We start from the raw sequence: 23,242 nt of genomic DNA, 5'->3' as shown, positions 1-23,242 counted from the left end.
TCAAGAGAGCGGTGGCTTTTTTTAATATCACCTTCTCTCGCTCAAGACGGTTAATCCGGGCCTCCAGCTCCTGAATCTTCTGCTGTTCTGGAGTCAGGGCTTTGTTTGTCGGTGTGGTGCCGCCTCTCTCCTCCTCCAGCTGCTTAACCCAGCGCCTGAGGATGGTCTCACCGATATCGAGAGAGCGGCTGGCTTCGGGGACTGAGTATCCCTGGTCGAGTACTAGACTGGCAGCCTCGAGCTTGAACTCGGGCGTGAAGGAACGACGTTTTCTGGTCATGGAACACCTCTTGTTACGGTGGTGACTTTACCACCTTAAGTGGTGTCCGGGATCATTAGACCACTACACTGTACGATAACGATGTCTTGAGAGGGTTGACTGAAGAAGGTGGTGGAGAGAGTGCAGGCTATATCGTCTTTCAGGGTCGTTGCCTTAGGAGGTTGCATGGTACATGGTTGTAGGCATTGAACTTTAAGTTACTAATAGCCTGGCATGATACACTTGCCAGGCCGTGCAAAAGTGAGCACTCGGCTGGAGAGCGTGACGCCGGAACGCTCAAGTTGTGGCAGATGTTGAAAGCTGGCTGGTTGATTTTGAGGAATGATGATGTTAAAGCGTTTAACACTAAAGAACTTTAAGGCTTGGAAAGATTTAGATATCGAGTTTGGCAGCGTCACTGGGATATTTGGGACGAATAGCTCCGGCAAGAGCAGCTTAATTCACTCGCTTTTGATGCTTAAGCAATCTAAAGATAACAGTGACCGAGCAATTGCTGTGGATTTGGGTGGGATTGAGAAGTTAGTTGACTTAGGAACATTTTATGATGTTGTTTTTCAGCATGATAAATCATCCAACATATCTTGGGATCTCAGCTGGGAGTTACCAAAGGAGCTTAAAGTACAAGATGTAGAAAAGAGCTCGACAAGTGTATTATTTGGAGGGAAAAATCTTAGCGTATCTTCAGTGATTGGCATAGAGGATAATTTGATTGCTGTAAAGTACTTAAGTTATGACTTTTCTGAAAGATCATTCTCAATTCAACAGAAAAGTGATTCAAAAGATTTTGAGTTAAAATTCTCAGGGGATTCGAGTTTTCGTTTCACTAGAACGCAAGGGCGAATGTGGAAGCTGCCCAGGCCAACAAAAAATTATCTCTTTCCTGATCAAGCCAAGACTTATTATCGAAATGCGGACTTCTTAAGTTTATTTGAGGCAGCATTTGAAGAGCTGATGGATAATATTTACTATTTAGGTCCTCTTCGAGAACATCCAAAGCGTACTTACCAATGGTCTGGTACAAGTCCATCTGATGTAGGGCAAAGAGGAGAATTAACTATCAATGCTATTCTTGCTGCCACCTCAAAAGGAGAAAGGAGAAACCTTAGAAAAGGAACTCATTACAAAACTTTTGAGGAAATGATTGCTTATTGGCTTAAAGAGCTTGGCCTGATCCACTCATTTAGAGTTAAGGAGCTTGCTCCTAATACCAACTATTTTGAAACTCTTGTCAAAAAGGAAGCTGGTGGAAGTGAAGTCAAGTTAACTGACGTTGGTTTTGGAGTTTCACAAATATTACCAGTTTTGGTATTGCTCTATTATGTCTCAGAGGGAAGCACTGTTATATTGGAGCAGCCAGAAATTCACTTGCATCCAGCGGTACAAAGTAGGCTGGCAGATCTAATATTGACTGTTTCCAAAACTCGTAGAGTTCAAATTATTGTTGAAAGTCATAGTGAACACTTCATTCGAAGATTGCAAAGGAGAGTGGCCGAGGGAGATGTCAAAAGTACTGAGTTGAAGTTGTATTTCTTTTCCACCTATAGAGGAAGTGCAAAATATAACGAGCTAGAAATTGATGAGTATGGCTCTATTCATAACTGGCCTGAAAACTTCTTTGGTGATGATTTAAGTGAAATTGCAGCAACGCGCACAGCCGCTCTGAAGAAGAAAAAAGCGGCTTTGATGAAGGAACAATTGTGTGAATAGGGGAAAGTTGGTGATCGATACTAATGTTGCGATTGTCGCGAATGGGAATTCGCCTCAAGCTACACTTGACTGTGAACTGGCTTGTGTACATCTCTTGGGAAACTGTAAGAGTATTCATATCTGTCTTGATGAGTCAGGTCTTATAATGGATGAGTATGAAAAGCACTTAAATTATTCTGGAACCCCTGGGGTTGGCGATGCATATTTTAAATATTTGTATGATTACCAATATGCTAGTGGCAAAATTGAACGGGTGAAGATTAATGCTATTGATGATGAACAAAGAAGCTTTAATGAATTGCCGCCAAATCAGCTTGACCCATCTGATAGAAAGTTCTTGGCAACCGCGGTGGCAGGAGAAGCTTCGATAGTTAATTCTACGGATAGTGATTGGGATGAGCAGAAGGCGCTGACAGATGGACTAGAAGTCACTGTGAATCAACTTTGTCCAGAATGTTGTGTTCGATAGATGGACTCGAAGATCGCTAAAACTAACAGAAGTTGCGTTTGGCTATGGTATGTAGCTTTTGATGCAAATTTCATTTTTTTGCTAACTTAGCAAAGCTTGCTTGAGTTTTACTTTCAAGATTTTGAACTTTTTTACTTTTGTGGATTAAGAAAAGGATCTTCTATACTGTAACGGACAATGGCAACTAAGTGCTAAAAGTCAATATCAAAGTATCAGCCAGGAATATACCAAAGGGTATACATAGTATTACTGAGCAGAGGTCGACTTGGCTTACTCATAAACGTTTATACTCTTTGACTAAAGCCTTCCTAGAAAACTGTTGCATGATCCAAAATCGTAACCGAAGTTAAAAGTGGTAGAGCTACCGTACAATTATGCTCTGGCGTTTTATATATTGGATTAGTTCAGATTTCACCTGACACTTCAGTTTGAAAAACTGAGGGTTACCAACTTTGATTGATTGTGACCAAACATTCAACAAAGCAAAAGGTAACCCTCATGATTCAGAGTAACCAACGTATCATCAAACACAAGCTCGGCTTGCTGAATTTAGCGGAAGGGCTGGGCAACGTATCCAAGGCCTGCAAGGTAATGGGCCTGTCACGAGACACCTTCTATCGCTACAAGTCCGCAATGGATAATGGTGGTGTCGAAGCGCTCATTGATAAATCACGCCGCAAACCGAACGTCAAAAATCGAGTGGATGAGGTCGTTGAACAGGCGGTTGTGGATTACGCCATTGAGCAGCCCGCCCATGGGCAAGTCCGGGTCAGTAACGAACTCCGTAAGCGGGGCATATTTGTCTCAGCAAGTGGTATCAGAAGCATTTGGCTCAGGCATCAGTTGGAGAACTTCAAGCTGCGCCTGAAGGCGCTTGAAGCCAAGGTGGCTGAGGAGGGAATTGTTCTCACTGAAGCTCAGGTGACAGCGCTTGAGCGCAAGCAGCACGATGATGAAGCCAGCGGAGAGATAGAAACGCATCATCCTGGCTACCTAGGGTCGCAAGATACCTTCTACGTCGGCACGCTCAAGGGCGTTGGCAGGGTGTATCAGCAAACCTTCGTTGATACCTACTCCAAGGTGGCCTGCGCCAAACTGTATACCACCAAGACGCCTATTACTGCGGCTGATTTGCTCAATGATAAGGTGTTGCCGCTGTTCACTGAGCATGAGCTTCCAATGCTACGGATATTGACCGATCGGGGCACTGAGTATTGCGGTAAGGCCGAGCAGCACGATTACCAGTTGTATCTGGCCATCAATGACATCGAACATACCAAGACCAAGGCCCGTTCGCCGCAGACCAATGGCATCTGCGAGCGGTTCCATAAAACGATATTGCAGGAGTTCTACCAGGTCACCTTCAGAAAACGGATCTACGACTCCATGGAGGCGCTTCAATCCGAACTGGATAAATGGCTCGAACACTACAACACTGAACGAACCCATCAGGGCAAAATGTGCTGTGGCAGAACACCAATGGCCACTTTGCTCGATGGAAAATCGGCTTGGCTGGAGAAGTCGCTGAGCTGATTTTGACCTGACAGTCACGTCGAGAAAAGCGGGTAACTGTCAGGTGAAGTCTGAGCTACTACATATATATTTAGTGGGGCTAGCACTTCCTAAACTAGCCCCACTGTTTTCCCTTAGCTTAAGAAGCGTCGGCTAAATGTGCTGTCCTCAGCTTGTTTACCCCTGATGATTTCGTAACCGATTCCGGATGCCACACCCATTAGTTCAGCAGCGTCTTTCTTGTCCTGAACGTTTTGATTGTCAATCATATGCTCGCCCTTTACTTCGATCATGATGTAAGAGTCATCGTTCTTCTTGATTAAGAAGTCAGGATAGTAGCTGCGAACGCTTTGAGTTTCAGTGTCTACATAATGAATCACGAAGTCGCTTTGACCATGCGTTAACATGCCGGTAAACCAAATATTTTTGACTTTATCTTCATGAAGCATATCCCAAAAGAACTTACGCTCTGGAGTTGAATCGAAACAGTAGTTGTTTAGATGGAAACTCTTGTCAGCTATACCGCCCTCTTTAAAGCTAGATTTGCTGATGATCTTGTCTTTGGCTGCAGTGATCGAATAGTAACCAGGGTCAATAGGTGGCTCCTTGACGAGCTCAACCTCAAATTCTTCAGCAATAATCTCTGATTCTATGTCATACATGGACTTGAATAAACGAGGTATCACGTGGTCATAAAGCACTTCGTTGAACTGATTAACAAGTTCAAGAATACCTTCAAAGCCCTCTTCTGTTCCTTTAATTACTTTTTCAATCTGTAAACAAGGCTTGTTCAAATAGCGCGCGATATCAGCAACTAAAGACAATCTAGAAAAAGTGCGTTGCTCTTTAAGATAAGAAATATCTTTGCGGACACGATCTTTGGCAGTGCCAATATCATCGGGCATCACAAGCCCTTCTTGGGTCTCGTGAATTAATCGGTAATCATTAAGCTCTATCTCATCTAAACCGAGCTTGTAGCCACCTTTTATATTTTCTTTTTCGATGAGCTTGAACTGCCGACGTACGCGCTTAATCGGGATCTTGATAGGTGGCTGCTCTACCTTGACATGTACCGTTTGTTTGTTCGGATCGGGCTCTTTTAGTTCCTCGGTGGAGATTCGGAAGTTAGCCTGCAATTCCTTATCCAGTAGCTTCATGTTTTCTTGGGTCAAGAATACTTGGCCAGTGTGTTGAACATCTCCTATGGCACGTAAACAGCGCATTGTTGCTTGTAAAACGAATACCTTGGATTTAGGCTCACGGTAGAGGGCGACCGAGAACAGAGATCGACAGTTCCAGCCTTCTCTGCCTTTATTTACCAACAAGATAAATTGCTTTTCTGATTTGGGCGTGTCGAGGCGGTTGAATTCACGAATGTCATCGTTTGTTGTGAGTTTTTTGTCACCCACGTTAACCAAGATGCGATCCGATGAGATACCACGATCTGCGAGAATCCGCTCTACTGCAGGACGAACCTCGTTGTTTATCTCTTCAATAGTGGTACCAAAGATCGCCATTTTCGGTAGCATGTTTTCTGGTCGACCGATGGTGTCGGCTTGCTCTAAGAACTGATCAACCGCGATCTCGAGAAACTCTTCGTGGCGCGTGTTACTGTAACCATTGAGCTTTACTTGTTTGAGATAATTATTATCAATCGCTTTTCGAAGGCCATAGGAATATACTACTTCTGGCAGCACGTCTTTGCCTACATAAGGAGTACCGGTATAGTTGTAACAGCCTACTACACGGGTGCCTGCTGCTTTTAAGTTGACAGCAAGTTCATCAATTGTTTTGCGAAGCGAGTTGGCTGTGTTATCTGCTTTTACGCCCATGTCCTTGGCGAGTTTTGTTCCAAATGCGTGGTGAGCTTCGTCAACAAAAATTCCGAGCTGTGGAAGGCGTAAGATTTTGTTGAAGCGCTGATTAGCTACAAGTCCTGTTTCATCCTCGGGAGTTACGGCCATTGTTTCTTGGTCTAGTTCAAGCATTTCGACCATTTCATCACCAACGTCGCCTAGTCCCTTGTACATATTTTTTGAGGAACTATATAGTTTATCTACAGAGGATTTTCCTTTGTTGTCGCGGCGAAGGATTATCTTTTGACTATTTGAGATTATGATATTAAATCTTGAGCCATCAATCGTATTCAGAGATATGTTGGCGTCTTCAAGATAATGAAACTTGAATTCAGCAACGAAAGGTAAGTACTCAGCTGGTACAACCTTAGAGTGATCGAATGATTCTATTTCCCTTAACGATTGCAGTACCGTTTTGTCCGGAGCAAAAATGAGAGCGTTCTGAATGAATCTTTCATCATCACTTTTTTTGCCCCCTGCCAGAAAATCATAAAAAATACAGGTTGCCATCAAAATGGTTTTGCCTGTGCCCATTGTCAGGGCGAATATGTAGTTCGGATAAAGGCGGCCACCATTGCTGGCCTTCATTCTTTTAAAAATGCCTTTATAATTATCCTCTGACATTTCCCATGAGAGCTCTTCAAATAAGCTGAATTGATCGCTATCTTTTTCAATTCCTCTAATTCTTCCTTCAAATTTTCCTTGGTTGGAAAACCAGTCATCAAATAGCTGATACACTGGTTTGTTATTCAGGTACTCTTTGAGGAAAACATAAATCTCTAATGCCTCAAATTGAGGTTGGCGCAAGTAACTTCCAGGTCGGCTAGGCTCATTAAAGTCTAAAAAGGCTTTTGAAACCTTCGAGTAATAAGTGCGGACAAGACCTCTTTTTAATCGATAGAAATTATATAGGTGAACGTAAAATGCGTTACCCAAATCAAAGCTTTGTGAGGAATTATTAATCATGATTAATTACCTCTTCATAAGACTCGGAAAGAAGATCCGTAATTTTTATCTTGATTTTTCCTGCGCTCTCTGGGATGTCATAAGTTCCACTCACGAAATCGTCCTTCGTTGGGATGTCAATGACATCAGGCGTCATGGAATCACCGTTGTAATTCCAGTCAATCATAATGGATTCGACCATTTCACGCCATTCGGAGATGTCTTCTTTCTGTTGGCTTAATTTTTGCAGTAAGTTTCTAGGATAAAACTCCTCTACCCTGAGTTCCCCACAACTTATTTCTATAGAAGCTTCAGAATCATATTTGAACGTAAGTGATGACTTGTCTCGCAATATATCAACTACCTCGACGTTCATTTTAAATCCAGACTCATTTTCCAATGTTGCCCCAAGGCCTGGTTCGTGACCCATACATACCAGCATAATGCTTTCAACGGGCTGATTTGGAGCATTTTCTTTGCGTTCTTCGAATTGCTTATAAGGGAGATTGACAATGATTTCGTTCAGATCCTCTTTTGTAGCAATACGGTTTACTGGCATGATTTTTACTTTGAAACCGTCTTTTTCTCCGTCGTAAGCATTATTTGTTCCTAAAGGCTGAATTTCTAATGCATCAATAATCAGATCTTTAGCTTCTATAGGGTTTCTAAAAATATCGTAGTTATTTACGTTATAAATCTCAAAGCTGACACCGGCGGAGGCAAGGCGCTTTGTCGTAGTTTGAATGGAGCCAAGGTTAATGTCTGCACCAATGAACCTGCGACCAAGATTGTTAGCCACTGCTTGTGTTGTGCCTGAGCCCATAAAAAAGTCAAAGACTAAGTCTTTTTTATTTGTGCATGCGCCGATCAGCCTCTCTAAGAGTGGCTCCGGTTTTTGAGTAGGGTATTTTGTGTCTTCTTTTGCTTGTGAGTTTACGGGATTTATATCATCCCAAAAGGATTGAATGGCCTTACCCTTGCTTTCGTCTAGATATCTTTTGTAACGTGGCATTCCGTTACTGGTAAGTACGATTCTACCCGCTTTACAAAGATCATCAATATTCTCTTGGTTCCACCTCCAGTGAGTCCCTGGAGGAGGAGTAATCTCTTTTCCATAGAAAATTCTACTGGGGCCGTCTCCCGGAGCTGTAGAGTTGTCTAAGGTATATCTTCGTCCATCACTATCCATTTTACTGTAGTGGGATTTTATATAAGATTCGTCCAATTCGTTAAATTGAGGTATAAATGTCCAGTCATCGCTCTTTGTGTAAATTAGAATTGTGTCTTGAATGTTGGCGAAGTGACTCGTAGCAGATCTACTAGATAAACGTTTCCATTGAATTTCGGCTCGAAAGCAGTTGGTTCCGAATATTTCATCTAAGATGCACTTCAAGTGATGATTTTTTCGATAATCACAATGAAGCGCTAAAGTAGCTTTTGTAGACAATAACTCTTTAGCTAGGCAGAGTCTCTCATACATGAACTGCAGGTACTCATCGTTAGACCATATATCAGAATATTGTTTTTCTTCTAAGGTGCCTATATCGCCTGATACTTTTTTTCCTTTTAGTTTGATGCTTTTTTTATAGTCGGCTTTTGAATCAAACGGTGGATCAATATATATAAAATCCACTTTGCCACGAAATTCTTTCAGCAGGTGACTCATTACCTGAAGGTTATCTCCCCAGAATATCTTGTTGATCCACCCAGAGTCATCCTCTTGACCATAGACTTCTTTTAGTTGTGCTGGGAAGTACTGTGTGGAACGAAAAGGGCGCTTTCCTTTCCAGTTCAACATTGGGTAGCCTTTGATAGGCTCGAATTCGTAGTTTTCTATGTTGGCTTGGTCGTTATGCATCGTTGCAATCTCTTAATGTATGTGTTGCACCTTAGCTATCGCTAAGCGCAAAATTCCAATTCCTACGGTCGCAATAGCGGCGCGCACTGCAGTCAACGCAGGCCTTATCTGGTCGCGATTTGAGCGAAAAATCTTTGTTTTCAATCCTGTCGACAATGGTATCAAACCCTTGGATGGTTTGATCGATTGCCGAGCTGTTTTTGTTAAAGCTGATGGTCGGTAAGCCTGTGGTCTCACCCGTGAAATACAGGTGCATCTTGTCGACTTTGTAGTCAGTGTTCTTTTCAACCAGGTACGCATAGATCTCTAATTGACGTTGATGGTGCAAGATGCGATCTCGGTCCTTCTCCATATTCGGCTTTCGCTCCGACTTGAAGTCGACGATCTCGACGCTATCATCATCGCCCTTGATCAAGTCAACGCTCCCGGTCAGGACATAGCGCTCCTTGACTAGCGAGATGCCGACTTCAGTCTCTTTGATGTCGCCCCACTCCGAGTCCTTACCTGTTACGTAACGCATCACATGTTGTAACGCTGCCCCTAAAGTCGACTCCCCCAAGTACATCCGCTCTCGGTTAGCCAAAGCCTGATAGTTGCTGTGTAACCAGGTTTCGATGTTGTCTTGTGTGAGCTGCTCGGATTCTCCGCGGATCGCCGCCTTGTGAACATCTTCGAGCGTTTCATGAATTAAGGTACCAAACAGCATCGGGCTTGCCTTGACCGGCTGAAACTCCAGTTCCTTGAACAAGCGATATTGCTCAGCGCAAGTCTCGAACATGGTGATGTGGGAGGTAAAGGCGTACTCGTATTTGATGTTGACATCCTTAACTTGCTCTAACTCAATCTCGGCGATCTTATGCTTAACATCGCGCCAATATGGGAGTTTTTCCGTGTGATCAGTGAAGTGACGGGAAGGAGTCTTGCCGTGTCCAGATTTTTCTTGGCCAGTGAGCACCAATAGATTTTGTGCCCGAGAAAATGCGGTGTAGAACAAGCGCCAGAAGTCAAAATATTTTGTGTACTCTAATGGTTCGAACGTTGGCTTTGCCATGTACTGATGTTCGATGATTTCATCCAAATCGGAATACTGCTTGCGCGGGACAGCTTCGAGAGAGCCTACAAAGACAATCGGGAACTCAAGCCCCTTGGACTGGTGAATAGTCAGGAAAGACACGGATCCAGAAGGGGCGTACTCAGACATGTCCTCATACTCATCAATCCCTCCCTCAAACAGGAACTTAAGGAAATTGTCAAATAGAGAGTTCAGGTTTGAAACCAAGTATTTAGGGTTAAGCACGCTTACATAATGTAGATACTCAAACTTACCGAGCATGCGGCTGAGTTGGGCGAGATTGCGTTGTGCACGCTCATTACCATTCTTTTGTTCTAGGTATTGCGAAAACAGTGGGAATTGAAGCAATTCATAAAAAAGGCCTAAGAAAGCAGAGTCGGCGTTCTTAGTCATACCTATATGAGACTTTGCTTTGCGTTTACACCAGTCAAGTAAGTCAGCCTGCTCTGGCTCTTTTAGCTTCCCCAAAAATGGGGCTAGGCACTTCTTTTCATAGTAACCCCAGATCGACAAAGCCTTGCTGTGGGCAGCCTTCTTTTTACGCTCTGCCATTATCATCGGGAACACCATTTGCAGAGCTCCCAGCACGTAACGGATCTCTTCACGTTCAAAGAACAAGTTCGCTCGAGGAGAGTAGACCGGAATACCTTTATCCTCGAGCGCTTGAGCTAGAGCACTAACCTTGTCTGACTTAACCGAACGGAACAGAAAAGCCGCCTGGTTCCAATCGGAAAGCCTCCCTTCCTGCTTGAGATGCATCAGCATTTGATAGACGTCTTCATGCCAATCATCCCCCTCAGGGGTGATGGCACTGACTACCGTTGGGCCATCTTTAAACACATCATCACGAGATGTGATAGTTTTCGGATAACGATAGTTAACCCCTTCCTGCAACCAAGCCTTATCGCTCATATAGGCATCATAAAAACCAACGATGTCGGGGTGAGAGCGATAGTTGACGGACAAACGAATCTGCTCACACTCTCCAGGTGCGAACTGATCGGGAAACTCAAGAATGTTGCGAACACTCGCACCACGGAAGCGGTACAGCGCTTGGTCATCATCCCCGACCACACACAAATTGCGCTTTGCCCCCATGAGTCGCTGCAGAAGTTGCTCTTGAATGGTGTTGGTATCTTGGTACTCATCGACCATCAAGTAATTAAGCTTGTTTGTCAGCTCCTCAAGGACTTGCGGATGTTGCTGTAGCAATATCAAGGTTTCAAGCTGGATGGAGGAGAAATCCAGCGCATTGTGCTCTGCCAATAAACCTTGATAAACCTTATATGCTCGCCCCAATGCGTTGATGGCCTCGTCAGCTGAATCGAGCAGCTTATCAATATCAAGTACCTCTTCGGAGGCTTTGTTGAGCCAGCCCAGCAAATTTTCGGACTTTGCCCATGCCGGGATCTTATGCTGTCCCTGGATGTGCTCAATACCCTCAATGTCTTTGAACTCGCGGAGCCTTTGATACAAGAAGTACTGCTGATCAAACTGATCCATCAGCACAAAGCTGCGCTTAAGACGAGTAAAATCTCGGTACTCTTCAAGTATCCGCAAGCAGATTGAATGGAAGGTACCCAGGTACATGTCGTTCACATTGAATCGCAACCCGACTTCCAGAAGCCGGTTTGAGATTCTAGTCTTCAGCTCTTGCGCAGCTTTCTCAGTGAAGGTAACTACAAGCAGTTGCTCTGGTTTGGCGCCATGAGCCTGGATGAGGTTCATGATCCGCTCAACGAGCGTAAATGTCTTACCTGAGCCAGGGCCAGCGATAATTAGGAGTGGCCCTTTAGTGTGAACAATCGCTTTACTCTGAGAAGGGTTTGGTGATGACATAACGATCCCTGTTATGAGGAAAACAGGATGTAAGCTATATCACTAAAGATTTTTCTTATAAAGAAGCTGAAAGCAGGTTCATGAAGCAATGCAACAACATAAACCGAGAAGCCAACCTAGAAGCGACGGCTCAGAAAGCACAAAAGGTTAGCAACCACTACGGCGCTAACCCTTCGTATATATGGTGGCCCCTGGGGGACTTGAACCCACGACCAAGCGATTATGAGTCGCCTGCTCTAACCAACTGAGCTAAGGGGCCTAATTGTTTTGGTTGGGTTTGCACCCAACTAGGCCGAAGAGTATATCCAAGGGCGGCAGGCTTGTCATCCGCCTGAACCTTCCACCGGTGCGTTTGGTTAAGAAAACGCCACGCTGTCAAGCCGTTTCGCATGAACAAAGGTCCTGTGATGTTAGGGAGGGAGGTTGATGGAGATCATGGTTGGGTTCTTGGGCCTATGTTGCTATGGAACTGTGGCGAAAGATTCGCCAATGGAGTGCCTGTCAAGGTACGGCCCACTAGGAGCGCAGAAGGAGAGTCAGGATGAAAGCGTATAAAAAAGTATTGATTCCGTTAGATTTCCACAGCGACAACGACCAGATCATTGCCAAGGGTAAGGCCTTGGCCGAGATTAATGGCGCCAGTATCTACCTGCTGCACGTCAATGAGCCGATGGCTGGCATCTACACCTTCGAGGCGGTGAGCTTCGGTGATGAGCTGGAAGCCTTTAAAGACAAGATCCGCAGTGAATCCCACGTACGTCTGGGCAACTTTGCCGAAGAGATGGGCGTGGCCGATTCCGAGCAACTGATCCGCGAAGGTAAGGCGGCCACCGAGATTGAAGATGTGGTTCGCGAGCTGGATATCGACCTGATTGTGATGGGAACTCATGGGCATTCCGGCCTGCAGCGTCTGCTGGGTTCCACCGCCAACAGTGTCCTGAACCACGTTGATTGCGATGTGCTGACTGTGCGTATCCGCGACTAGGTGTCGTGCTGGTGCCTTGATTGGGTGATTGCGAGTGAACGAAGAGCGGGCCAGGGTCCGCTCTTTTGTGTCTGGACCTGGGTGAGTGGCTTGTCATCGGGCAGTGACTCACCGACCTTTCTCCTACAATTAATAGGGATATGGCGAGTTTCTGAGCCGGGCCTCGATTGGAGCCCGGCGCGAGTGAAAAGGGAGGCTGACTATGTGTAACTATAAGAAGGTTCTCATTCCGGTTGATTTTCACGATGACAATGAACGGCTGGTGGCCAAGGGCAAACGCATCGCCGCCGATAACAACGCCGAACTCTTCCTGCTGCATGTGGACGAGTCCCTGTCTGATCTCTATCTGTTTGAGGCGGCCAGTTTCAGTGGTCACCTGAAGGAGTTTAAGCAGGACCTGAACCGCCGTTCTCAGGAGAAACTGGCGCAGCTTGGTGGTGATCTGGGCGACAGCCATCTGCTGGTTCGAGAGGGCAAGGCCACCGGTGAGATTGAGAAGGCGGTGAAGGAGCTGGGCATTGACCTGCTGGTGATGGGTTCCCACGGTCATTCCGGCCTGAGAAGGTTACTGGGCTCCACCGTAAACGTGGTGCTCAACCATGTGCATTGCGATGTGCTCACCGTGCGCACCAAGGCTGAAGACGCCTAGAGGTTTTAGTCTCTGTCAGGCGGTCGATTCAACCTGCGTCCGCAGCTGCAGCTTGTGTGCCAGCAGCACCACTAGGGCGTAGCTGACCAGGCTGCTGGCCACCACCAGCGGCCAGCCTCCCAATTGCCAGATGGGCAGCAGCACAAAGCCACCCAGGCTGGCCCCCAGATAGTAGTGCACCAGGTAGAGGGAGCTGGCTTTGGCCCGCTCCCGGGTGGCCTGTTTGCCCACCCAGGAGTAGGCCAGGCTGTGCACCTGGAAGAACCCCACCGAACACAACAGCAGTCCCAGTACAATTACCGCCAGGTCGTGAGACAGGGTGATCACCGTGCCCACAATCAGGAACAGGGCGCCGGTCTGCATGCCTGCCGGGGCGGTGAAGTAACGCAACCAGCGGCCGGAGAGCTGGGCGGAGACGCTGCCGGCCAGATAGGTACAGAACAGCAGGGAGAGCTGGGCGGTGGTCAGGTTCCAGGGGGCCTGGGCCAGCTGGAAGCCGAGTACGGTAAACAGGTTGACGAAGGTGCCGAAGGTGATGCCGGCAATCAGAAACGCCGGTTGCAGCTGCTTGTTGTGCAGGTGGTCCATCAGTCCGTGCCAAGCGCACTTCAGCGAAGGGGTGACGCTCTGGAAGTTCTGCTGTCTTGGCAGCAGCCACCACAGCATCATAGCGGCGGCGCAGCTCAGTGCCACCAGAGTCATAAAGGGCACCTGCCAGCTGTCGAACTGACTGGCGAGACCGCCCACCAGCCGGCCGCTGAGGCCTCCTACGGCGTTGGCGGCCACGTAGCTGCCCAGGGCCGCGGGCAGGCGGGCGGCACCGATCTCCTCCGACATCCAGGCGGCGGCCACCGCCACAAACCCGGCCAGCATCACGCCGTGGAGGATGCGCAGGGCGATAAACCACTCCACCTGATTGGTGGTGAGAATCGCCAGATTGATCAGCGGCAGACTGGCCAGTGACAGCAGCATGATGGGACGACGGCCCAGGGCGTCGGAGAGCATGGCCCAGGGGATCAGCGACAGGGCCAGGGCCAGAGGGGCGCCGGCGTGCAGCCAGTTGGCGGTGGAGGCGTCCAGGCCGAAGGTGTCGGCCAGCTGCGGCAGCATCGGCTGGGCCACATACAGGTTGCAGAACACCACCATGGCCGCCAGGGTAAGGGCGGTCAGGGCACGGTAATAGTTGCGTCCGTCCAGATGAGCCATGGGAATACCGGGTGTGAAATCTGCCGTCAGCATACTCCTGTCCAGCAGCGCGGAATAATACAAATCATCAATGAAATCTTAATCGACGCAGAGAGCAGCCGCTTTCACTGGTGATTTCTTTTTGGGGGAGATCTTCAGGCCCGGGTCAATGAGGTCGCTTTTGTGTCCTATCGATGGCATGTGGTTGACCATATGTTGGGGTCTGAATTTTACGGGGGCGCTCCTTAACGCACTCACTTGGTGCTGACCAAAGGGTGGGACACGGAGCATTGGAAGCGATGTCTCATCGTCAATTACAGTTGGGCCTGGCGCTGTTGATGCTGGTGGTGGCGACCATATTGCCCGACTGGCAAACCCGGGTCGGGGTGGGGATGCGCTGGCTGCTGGTGTATCTGCCCTGGATACTGCTGGGGGCGGCCGGAGTAACGGCGCACATCTATGGGCTGAAGAAGTTCAGCCTGATGGTGGTGCTGTGCCTGTTGCTCTACACCCTGTGTCGACACCACCTGATGGTGCTGCAGCCCGGTCATGACAGTCAGATTCTGTTTTGGGAGTTGTGCCTGCTGGCACCGCTGCTGATCTTCCTCTATGACCAGTTGCCGGATCACTGGCTGTTCGACGGCTACTATCTGGCTGTGCCTCTCTCTCTGGCTCCCTGCGGGGTTTTACTGCTGCTGCACCAGTCTGTGCCGGAGCTTGAGCGCAGAATGCTGGAGTCGTTGATGGAGGGCCTGGGCGGCTATCCGGCTCCCTGGCTGGCGCTGTTGTTGCTGCTGCTCTACTTCGCTCTGTGTGCCCAGACCCAATACCGTAATCAGGACAAGGGGGACTCCGCCGCCCTGTTGTGCCTGACCGCCCTGGCGCTGTTGTTCAGCAACTACGACATCTCCGGTTTCTCCTCCCTGGTGTTCACCTACTTGGGGTTGGCGCTGTGGACCCTGCTGCTGTTTCACGGTTTTCAGGTGGTCTATTACGACCCGCTGACGGAGATCCGCAATCGCCGTCGCCTCCACGCGGTGCTCAGTGGCCGGGGTGGGCGCTATCAGTTGGCCATGGTGGACATCGATCATTTCAAGCGTTTCAACGACACCTTTGGTCACGATACCGGCGACCATGTGCTGAGAATGGTGGCCCAGCGACTGAATCGCATCGGCGCCGGCGGGGTGGCGTTTCGCTATGGTGGTGAAGAGTTCACCATAGTGTTCCCTACAGCCGACCGGGCTACCTGCCTGGCCGCCCTGGCGGAGGTGCGCATGTCCATTGCCGCGTATCCGTTTCGCATCCGCTCCCGTGCGTCCAAAGGCAGGGTGGGGCGCCTGGGCCCCGCAGGCAAAGAGGTGCCGCCCCAGACCATCACGGTGTCCATTGGTCTGGCCCAGGCTGAGCCCAGTGATGCCAGTTATGAACGGGTGATCAAGCGCGCCGACATCGCCCTGTATGAGGCCAAAGAGGCGGGACGCAACTGCATCCGCACCGATGCCATGGTAGGACGAGCTGCCCGAAAGAGTGCGGCTTAGTATCTTCATTGTGGCGAGTATGGCAATCCGGTGTCTGTGGTTTTAGACAGGCCCGAGTAGGAAAGTCACTGGACCCCGGCGTGCGCCGGGGAGACGATTGTGCGTGTGGAGGGCGCGGCACGCAGTAGTAACGGATTGAGGTTGCTGCTGACTCGTCGCTAAGAGATCCACTGCGTTTAGTCGCTGCTGCAGATTCACAGAGAGTTTAGATTCAACCCATGCGGCTCCCCTTAGTACTGTCATTGTGGCGAACGCCGCAATCCAGAGTCTTTGGTTTTAGGTGGGCCCGAGCAGGAAAGCCACTGGACCCCGGCGTGCGCCAGGGAGACGGGCGGGTTGTCATGCCGGCGAAGGCCGGTATCCAGAGTCTTCGCTTTTTTCTGACGTCGAGCAGGAAAGTCGCTGGACCCTGGCCTGCGCCAGGGAGACGGGCGGGTTGTCATGCCGGCGCAGGCCGGTATCCAGTGTCTGTGCTTTTTATCTGCCAGACACGGTGAGAGGCTCCCATCTGGCAGATGACAATAATGTCATTCCTAGGGGATGGGCAGCGCTATAATCCAATCCGGTAAACGAGGCCGGCCGCGCAGTTTTCACCTGGTGTGTGATCGATAATGGGCGCCACCGAGCGCCGGCTGCGCTGAATTCAGAACAAGAAAGAGACCCCTATGGCCGAGAAGATTATCTTTGACACCGATCCAGGCATCGATGATGCCATGGCCCTGCTGTTTGCCCACGCCCTGCCCAACATCGACATGGTGGCGATCACCACGGTGTACGGCAACGGCACCATTGAGGATTGCACCCGCAACGCCTGCTTCCTCAACGACAAGTTCAATATGGGTGCCACCGTGGTGCGCGGCGCCGAGGGGCCGATTACCCGCGAGCCTGTGGGCCCCACTGTGGTGGTGCACGGTGAACACGGCCTGGGTACGGTGGAAGCGCCCATGGATCAGCCGATCAATATCGACCCTCGTCCCGCCCATGTGTACATGAGCGAGATGACCCGTGCCCACCCGGGGGAGATCACTCTGGTGGCGGTCGGCCCGCTGACCAATTTGGCGCTGGCATTGGAGTACGACCCTGAGATCGTCCACAACGTCAAAGAGGTGGTGATCATGGGCGCGGCCTTCGGCAAACAGGGCCACAGCGGCAACATCTCTCCCGTGGCCGAAGCCAACATCTATGACGACCCCCATGCCGCCGACCAGGTGTTTACCGCCGACTGGCATGTGGTGATTGTCGGCCTGGATGTAACCCATCAGACCTTCTTTACCGGTGACTACCTGGACAAACTGCGCGACGCTGCCGGTGACGTGGGTCAGTTCATCTGGGACGTCAGCCGCTTCTACCTGAAGTTCTACTCTGAGCGCGTCGGTGTCAACGGCTGCCATGTGCACGATCCTTCTGCGGTGGCCTATGTGGCCGACCCCAGCCTGTTTACCACCCGCAAAGGGCCGGTTCGTGTCGTGACCGAGGGGCCCGCCATCGGCATGACCATCCAGAAGACCGACGACAAGTTCTATCACCACGACCAGTGGTCCTCCAACCGCGCCCAAAGCGTGTGCGTTGAGGTGGAGAACGAACGCCTGCTCAAGCTTTACTGGGACAGCATCCTCAGCCTGGCCTGAGTTTCAGTTTGTCGCGGGACAGGTCGCTCTTAGCGAAGGATTCGCCAGGGAATCTATCCCGCTGCGGTGCCATTTCAGGTACTCTGTAGCACAACTGTAGATTTGGGCACCCGGTGCCAGCATAACCTTAGGGGAAGAGATAGGATGTCGCATCGCCTGATCCAGCTTGGTATGGCGCTGTTTATGCTCATCAGTATGGCGGTGCTGCCAGGATGGCTGGCGGCGGCCGGTGGCGAAGTGCGCTGGCTGCTGGAGTATCTGCCGTGGGTGCTGCTGGGCGCGGCCGGCCTGGTCAGTTTCGTCTATGGACTGAAGAAACTCAGCTTCATGGTGATGGTGTGCCTGGGGGCCTACGCCCTGATCCGCAACGACCTGCAGGTGCCGCTGCCACAGGGCGATACCGAGCTGAAATTCTGGGGGCTGTGCCTGATTGCCCCGCTGCTGGTGTTCCTCTACGACAAGCTGCCCGAACGCTGGCTGCTCAGCGGCTATTACCTCTCTGCCCTGACGGTGGCCCTGTTGCCCACCGGCCTGTTCTATCACTTCTTCAGCAGCGATCCAGTCGGTACTCACCAGACGCTGGCGGGCTGGTTCGAGCCTCTGGGTGGCTACCCCGCCCCCTGGCTGGCACTGTTGTTGATGGGACTCTATTTCGCCATCTGTGCCCTTTCCCAGAACCGCCGTCAGGACAAGGGTGATTCCGCCGCCCTGCTGTGTTTGATGGCCCTGGCATTGACCAGCTTCAACTTCGATGTGCCGGGGATCTCTTCGTTGATGTTCACCTGCCTCGGTGTGCTGCTGCTGGTGGTGTTGGTGCTGCACAGCTACCGTCTGGCGTTCTACGATCTGCTCACCGGTGTGCGTAACCGCCGCAGCCTGGACTCCCGCCTGAAGGGGCTCAGCGGTCGCTACCAGGTGGCCATGGTGGACATCGACCACTTCAAAAGCTTCAACGATACCTTTGGCCACGACGTGGGCGATGATGTGCTCAGGCTGGTGGCCCAACGCCTGACCAAGGTCGGGGCCGGTGGCACCGTCTATCGCTATGGCGGCGAGGAGTTCACCATCCTCTTCCCCAGCCGCGATCGCAAGCGCTGCCTGGAGGCGCTGGAGGCGATCCGTCTGGCCATCGCCGATTACCCCTTCTACGTGCGCGACAAGCAGCCCAATGGGCCGGTGAGACGGCGCAGACGGGAAGCCAAGCCTAAGACGCCGCCGCAGACCATTACGGTTTCCATGGGGCTGGCCCAGGCACGCTTCGATGACGCCAATGCCGAGGCGGTGATCAAGCGGGCGGACGAGTCGCTCTACCAGGCTAAGCAGGCGGGGCGCAACTGCATCCGTGCCGATGCCAGCTCCGGGCGGCGCCCGGCACGTCGGCGAGCCATGGCTTAAACCACCGAATTTTCGAAGTATCTCTTTAGGCGTAGTCGAAACATCTCAACTATCCTCTTTGGTGAAAACCAAAAAAAGTGAGCACAGGAGTGCTCCTCGCGAGGAACAGGATGTTGATATGTTGATACGGACGGTGCAGGGCACCTTGCCGGTGCTGCTGTGCTCCCTGGCACTGCTGCTGCCCCCATTGTTGGCTGGGTCCCACCCCGCCATTTTAAAGCTGGTCGCAGTCCTGCCCTGGCTACTCTTGTCTGCCGCCTGGCTGGTCAGCCGCCTCTATGCCCAACCCAAAGTCAGCTTTATCTTGCTGGTCTCGCTGGTGGCCTACAGCATCCTGGAGCTCTACCTGCAGAAACTGTTGCCCGTTGCTCATAATGAGCTGATGTTGTGGCTGTTGTGTCTGATGGTGCCGCCGCTGATCATCACCTTCGAGCTCATTCCCGATCTGATGGCCGGGGAGTCCAATAACTGGAAGTGTTATCTGCTGCTGGTGGCGGTGTTGACCCTGGGGGCGGTGATGCTGGTGGAGATCCCAGCGGCCTCTGAGAAGCTGTTGTCCAGTCTTCCCGGGCTGGAGCGGGGAGCTCCGCCCCTGGCCGGACTGGTTCTGGTGGTGACCAGTATGACAGTGCCGCTGGCCATGCTGTTTCAGCGCCGGGAGAGCGTGGATATGGTGGCGTTGATGGCACTGCTGGTGCTGGGGTTTGGCGTCTGTGGTTTCGAGGTGGTGTCCATGCCCGAAGTGGCGTTCTCGGCACTGGGCGTGTTCACCACTCTGTTGCTGCTGTTGCACAGCTATCGGCTGGCGTTCTTCGATACTCTGACTGGGTTGCGCAACCGGCGAAGCCTGGAGTCCATGCTCAATGACTTGCCCCATGGGTTCCACCTGGCCATGGCGGACGTCGATCATTTCAAGCAGTTTAATGACAACTATGGCCACGAAGTGGGCGATGAGGTGCTCAGGCTGGTGGCTCAGTTGCTCAATGAGGTGGAAGGCGGCGGCAAGGTATTTCGTTTGGGGGGCGAGGAGTTCGTCATCCTGTTCCGCACCCGTGTTCGAGGCTGTTGCGCGAAGGCCTTGGAGGATGTGCGTCGCAAGGTGGCCAGCTACCCCTTCCGCATTCGTCGGCCACTGAATCAGCCTGCAGACCTTGATAAACAGGAGCGGGTCGAGCAGATTACCATCTCATTGGGTTTGGTGCAGCAGAGCATCGATGACCGCCATTTGGACGACGTATTGCGCAGGGCCGATGCCGCGTTGTACCGGGCCAAGAAACGGGGGCGGAACTGCCTGGTGGTGGACAATGGCCGTCCTTTCCCCTGGACGATCATTGGGCGGGGCCATACTCTGCCCTAGCATGGCGGCTTGTTACCAGATCCCCTTGGCTTTCACTCGGCTGGCTTTCTCAAGCCGGCTGTCGAGGTTGGCTGGCTCAGGTTCGGCGGCGGCAGTGCCTGGTTGAGTCAGCTGCCCCTTGAGTCCCTTAAGCTGAGACATCAGCTTCTCCTGGCCCTGCTTCAGCTGCAGCAGCGAGGGGCTGAAATCCGGCTGGCTTCGCCCCGGCAGAGCATCAATCTTCTCCATCAGCGCCTGCTGACATTCCACCAGTTGAGCCAGTTGTGCCTCCAGGGCGGGCAGGTTCGGCTCCACAGGGGAGGCCTGGGACTGGGGAATGATCGACAGCTTTTGCTCCACCTGCTCCAGCTGGCGGCTCAGGGCTCTCAGGTCGGTCGTCACCTCCGGTTTCGGGGTGGCCATGGCAGTTTTCAGCATGGAGGTGAGCTGTTGCCACTGGCCGTCGGAGAGGGCGCCGTCGCCGGACGGCGGCAGCCCGGCGTTGGTCAGACACTGCTGCAGGGCGGCTTCCGGGTTGGGTTCACCCAGGTGGGCACTGAGCTGCGCCGTCAGTTGGGGTGAACACTGGTGCAGGAACAGGCCGCTCAGATAGAGATCCCGGTGGAAGGCGTTGCGCCGGGCCAACTGAGCCTGGTTGTCGCCCCCCAGGCTTTTCTCCCGTTGCTGCCACTGGCGCAGCCGCTCCACCGCATGGCTGTGGCTCTGGTGCTGCTCAGGTTCCAGGGTAAAACTGCAACGTATACGCATACTGGTCTCAGACGGCTTCGGCGATGTGTGGCTCGGCGGCGTGGTAGCAGCAGATCTCCCGGCTCAGGGCTTCCTGTGGCTCCGGCACCAGCACAATCTTGTCCCCCAGGCTGGGGTAGGCCTCGCGGATGGCCGGCTCGATCAGGGTGGCGCCGCCCCCCACCAGGTAGATGCGGTTGGGGTTGCGGGCGAAGGTCTTGGCCTCGTAGGCCACGGCACTGCCCAGCTCGGCGATCTTCTCGTCGATTTTGCCCAATACCCACTCCAGCTTGGACAGGTCGTTGATGACGTCACCGACAAAGTCGCGGTCGTGGCGGCGCTTGATCAGTTCGTTGGCCACCAGGTAGCTGGCGTCGCTGTCGGCGGCGGCCAGGGCCTTGCGGGTGGCGTTGGTGATCATGGAGACGCCGATGTCGGCGTTGCCGTAGACGGCGGAAACATCGTCAAACTCACCGACGATCACCCCCATGTCCAAAGTGGTGCCGCCACAGTCGATCACCAGGGATTTGGTGTACGGGTTGACGCCGGAGTCCATCAGGGTGGTCAGTACCGCAGGCAGACTCTCCGGCAGCACCTGGACGTCGACAATCTCGAATAATTCGCCCTTGTTGAGGCTGATCTCGCGCATCAGGTTGGCCTTCTTGCGGGCGATGTTTTCCTCGTTCTTCTGGCAGTCGTCGGCGTTGTAGTACTCGGTGATGGGCAGGGTCACCAGGATGCTGACCGGACAGGGCTGGATGCCGGTTTGCAGCAGGGCGTGGTGCACCGACAGCAGGTTCAGGTCGTCGTACTGGAAGGCCACATGGGTGGTGGACAGCGCTTTGTCCGAGGTGGCGTCGTAGGTGTACTTGGTGCTGCCCACCTGGTAATTGAACACCTTCTTGTCGCTCAGCAGCGCAGCGCTTTTCCACTCCTTGCGGAAGGAGTTGGGGGAGGTGATGCTGCGCACCAGGCCACCCTCGATCCAGCTGATTTTTACGTTGGTGGAGCCATCGTCGATGGCGAACTTCATCTTGGCCTGTGGCATTGCGGTTTCCTGAAAATTAGCCCACTGCCTGGGCTAAGGCGACAGCTTGTTTCCGGAACTTAAATTTCCTGCCGAACATTGTGAATTTTTGCTGGCGGGAGAAAGCCACTGGCCCCCGGCCTGCGCCGGGGAGACAGAAAGGTTGTCATTGTGGCGAACGCCGCAATCCAGTGTCTTTGATTTTTGGAGAGGCATAGGAAAGCCACTGGCCCCCGGCCTTCGCCGGGGAGACGGAACACCCTCCGTCATTGTGGCGAACGCCGCAATCCAGCGTCTTAGATTTTGGAGAAGCACAGGAAAGCCACTGGCCCCCGGCGTGCGCCGGGGAGACGATTGTGCGGGTGGCAGCTCTGGTAGTTGTAGTGGCCAGCGGAGGTGGCTGCAGGTGGGCGGTAAGTAGGTTCTCTGCCTTACTGCCAGATTCGCAGGGAACTCATGCAATGCCATACGGTTCCCCTTAGCACAGTCATGCCGGCGCACGCCGGTATCCAGTGTCTTCGGTTAAAGAGGGGGATCCAAAGCCAATAAAAAAGGTTCATCGCGCATTACCGGGAAAAGCGGCTCGTATCTTCAGGAAGAAGTAGTCGCTGTCCCGGTATCCGTAGGCCATGCGCTTGATGACCTTTATCTTGTTGTTCATTCCCTCGAGCTTGCAGGTGTGCAGCCGATAGGTGGCTGAAGAGATGATGCCTTTGAGGTAGGGTTTGAGCTTCCTAGCGAAGCGGATGAGCGGTTCGATGCCGCTCTCGGTGACCTGTTGCCACCATAACCGCCACTGGCTCAGCGCTGCATCGGGACAGTCGGCATACCACTGCTCCTTCAACTGCTCCCGCATTAGATACACCACCATCAGCGATCGGTTCTCGGCCAGCAGTTCCTCCAGATAGGCATGCTGCTTGTCGGTCATGTTCTCCCGGTTCTTCAGCAGCACCCAGCGACCTCGTTTCACCCTTCGTCTCGCCGGTTTGTCCTGCCTCAGTTCATTGGCTCGGTCCACTCGCACCCGGTCCACCACTTCCCGGCCATATTTGGCCACCACATGGAAAAGGTCATAGACCACTTCGGCGTTGGGGCAGTGCATCGTCACCTCCAGGTCGAAGGCGGTATTCATGTCCATGGCTACCGCTTCGATGTGCTGGCAGTGCTCTCCCAGCTTCAAGAAGAACGGTCGTATCGCCTCTCGACTACGGCCC

Annotated in this window: 17 protein-coding genes and 1 tRNA gene; 9 read left to right on the top strand and 9 right to left on the bottom strand. The window is 51.9% G+C overall.

Going from position 1 to position 23,242, the window contains the following annotated elements; genetic code table 11:
- A partial coding sequence (locus G505_RS0117415) for an IS3 family transposase (RefSeq protein ID WP_028110706.1) occupies positions 1–280 on the bottom strand: 280 nt, incomplete at its 3' end.
- A 327-nt stretch (positions 281–607) separates the two neighbouring features.
- Here G505_RS0117415 and G505_RS0117410 point away from each other — a divergent pair.
- From G505_RS0117410 to G505_RS0117405, 3 genes are all read left to right on the top strand, one after another.
- On the top strand, positions 608–1,987 hold the full coding sequence (locus G505_RS0117410; protein WP_028110705.1) for an AAA family ATPase: 1,380 nt from the start codon (positions 608–610) through the stop codon (positions 1,985–1,987).
- 10 nt (positions 1,988–1,997) lie between these two features.
- On the top strand, positions 1,998–2,456 hold the full coding sequence (locus G505_RS22880) for a hypothetical protein (protein ID WP_211219993.1): 459 nt from the start codon (positions 1,998–2,000) through the stop codon (positions 2,454–2,456).
- A 498-nt stretch (positions 2,457–2,954) separates the two neighbouring features.
- Entirely contained in the window at positions 2,955–3,989 is a 1,035-nt protein-coding gene (locus tag G505_RS0117405) for an IS481 family transposase (protein ID WP_028110704.1), read from the top strand.
- 113 nt (positions 3,990–4,102) lie between these two features.
- Here the strand turns inward: G505_RS0117405 and G505_RS0117400 are convergent, their stop codons facing one another.
- The 4 genes from G505_RS0117400 to G505_RS0117385 all read right to left on the bottom strand — a co-directional run bounded on the left by G505_RS0117400 (position 4,103) and on the right by G505_RS0117385 (position 11,797).
- Positions 4,103–6,790: a DEAD/DEAH box helicase gene (locus G505_RS0117400; RefSeq protein ID WP_028110703.1), complete on the bottom strand. Its 2,688-nt coding sequence runs from the start codon at positions 6,788–6,790 to the stop codon at positions 4,103–4,105.
- Positions 6,783–8,627 (bottom strand): site-specific DNA-methyltransferase, encoded by a 1,845-nt coding sequence (locus tag G505_RS0117395; RefSeq protein WP_035385531.1) that lies wholly within the window; start codon positions 8,625–8,627, stop codon positions 6,783–6,785. The genes G505_RS0117400 and G505_RS0117395 overlap by 8 nt, the downstream gene beginning before the upstream one ends.
- A 31-nt stretch (positions 8,628–8,658) precedes the next feature.
- On the bottom strand, positions 8,659–11,538 hold the full coding sequence (locus tag G505_RS0117390; protein WP_028110701.1) for an ATP-dependent helicase: 2,880 nt from the start codon (positions 11,536–11,538) through the stop codon (positions 8,659–8,661).
- 182 nt (positions 11,539–11,720) lie between these two features.
- Positions 11,721–11,797 (bottom strand) — tRNA-Ile (locus G505_RS0117385).
- Positions 11,798–12,079: 282 nt separating this feature from the next.
- On the opposite strand from G505_RS0117385, the gene G505_RS0117380 reads away from it, so the two are divergent.
- Positions 12,080–12,523: a universal stress protein gene (locus tag G505_RS0117380; protein ID WP_028110700.1), complete on the top strand. Its 444-nt coding sequence runs from the start codon at positions 12,080–12,082 to the stop codon at positions 12,521–12,523.
- 202 nt (positions 12,524–12,725) lie between these two features.
- Positions 12,726–13,172: a universal stress protein gene (locus tag G505_RS22570; protein WP_051216407.1), complete on the top strand. Its 447-nt coding sequence runs from the start codon at positions 12,726–12,728 to the stop codon at positions 13,170–13,172.
- A 15-nt stretch (positions 13,173–13,187) separates the two neighbouring features.
- Here G505_RS22570 and G505_RS0117370 read toward each other — a convergent pair whose 3' ends face one another.
- On the bottom strand, positions 13,188–14,411 hold the full coding sequence (locus tag G505_RS0117370) for an MFS transporter (protein WP_084644054.1): 1,224 nt from the start codon (positions 14,409–14,411) through the stop codon (positions 13,188–13,190).
- A gap of 245 nt (positions 14,412–14,656) precedes the next feature.
- On the opposite strand from G505_RS0117370, the gene G505_RS22565 reads away from it, so the two are divergent.
- The 4 genes from G505_RS22565 (at position 14,657) to G505_RS22555 (ending at position 20,275) form a co-directional block, all read left to right on the top strand.
- Entirely contained in the window at positions 14,657–15,895 is a 1,239-nt protein-coding gene (locus tag G505_RS22565) for a GGDEF domain-containing protein (protein WP_051216405.1), read from the top strand.
- Between the two features lie 665 nt (positions 15,896–16,560).
- Positions 16,561–17,523, top strand: a complete 963-nt coding sequence (locus G505_RS0117355) for a nucleoside hydrolase (RefSeq protein WP_028110698.1) — start codon at positions 16,561–16,563, stop codon at positions 17,521–17,523.
- 144 nt (positions 17,524–17,667) lie between these two features.
- Positions 17,668–18,918, top strand: coding sequence for a GGDEF domain-containing protein (locus tag G505_RS22560; RefSeq protein ID WP_051216403.1), 1,251 nt, complete (start codon positions 17,668–17,670; stop codon positions 18,916–18,918).
- Between the two features lie 118 nt (positions 18,919–19,036).
- On the top strand, positions 19,037–20,275 hold the full coding sequence (locus G505_RS22555) for a GGDEF domain-containing protein (RefSeq protein ID WP_051216401.1): 1,239 nt from the start codon (positions 19,037–19,039) through the stop codon (positions 20,273–20,275).
- A gap of 12 nt (positions 20,276–20,287) precedes the next feature.
- Here G505_RS22555 and G505_RS0117340 read toward each other — a convergent pair whose 3' ends face one another.
- The 3 genes from G505_RS0117340 to G505_RS0117330 all read right to left on the bottom strand — a co-directional run.
- The gene (locus G505_RS0117340; RefSeq protein WP_028110697.1) at positions 20,288–21,022 is read right to left on the bottom strand and encodes a hypothetical protein; all 735 of its coding nucleotides are present in this window, start codon (positions 21,020–21,022) and stop codon (positions 20,288–20,290) included.
- 7 nt (positions 21,023–21,029) lie between these two features.
- On the bottom strand, positions 21,030–22,049 hold the full coding sequence (gene parM, locus G505_RS0117335; protein WP_028110696.1) for a plasmid segregation protein ParM domain-containing protein: 1,020 nt from the start codon (positions 22,047–22,049) through the stop codon (positions 21,030–21,032).
- A gap of 535 nt (positions 22,050–22,584) precedes the next feature.
- Positions 22,585–23,242 (bottom strand): ISL3 family transposase (locus G505_RS0117330; RefSeq protein WP_028110695.1); only part of this gene is annotated, 658 nt, incomplete at its 5' end.

This window comes from Ferrimonas futtsuensis DSM 18154 (genome assembly GCF_000422645.1).
GTDB classification, from domain to species: Bacteria; Pseudomonadota; Gammaproteobacteria; order Enterobacterales; family Shewanellaceae; genus Ferrimonas; species Ferrimonas futtsuensis.
Note: the sequence above shows the minus strand (reverse complement) of the source record. Positions and strands in the feature narration are given on the sequence as shown.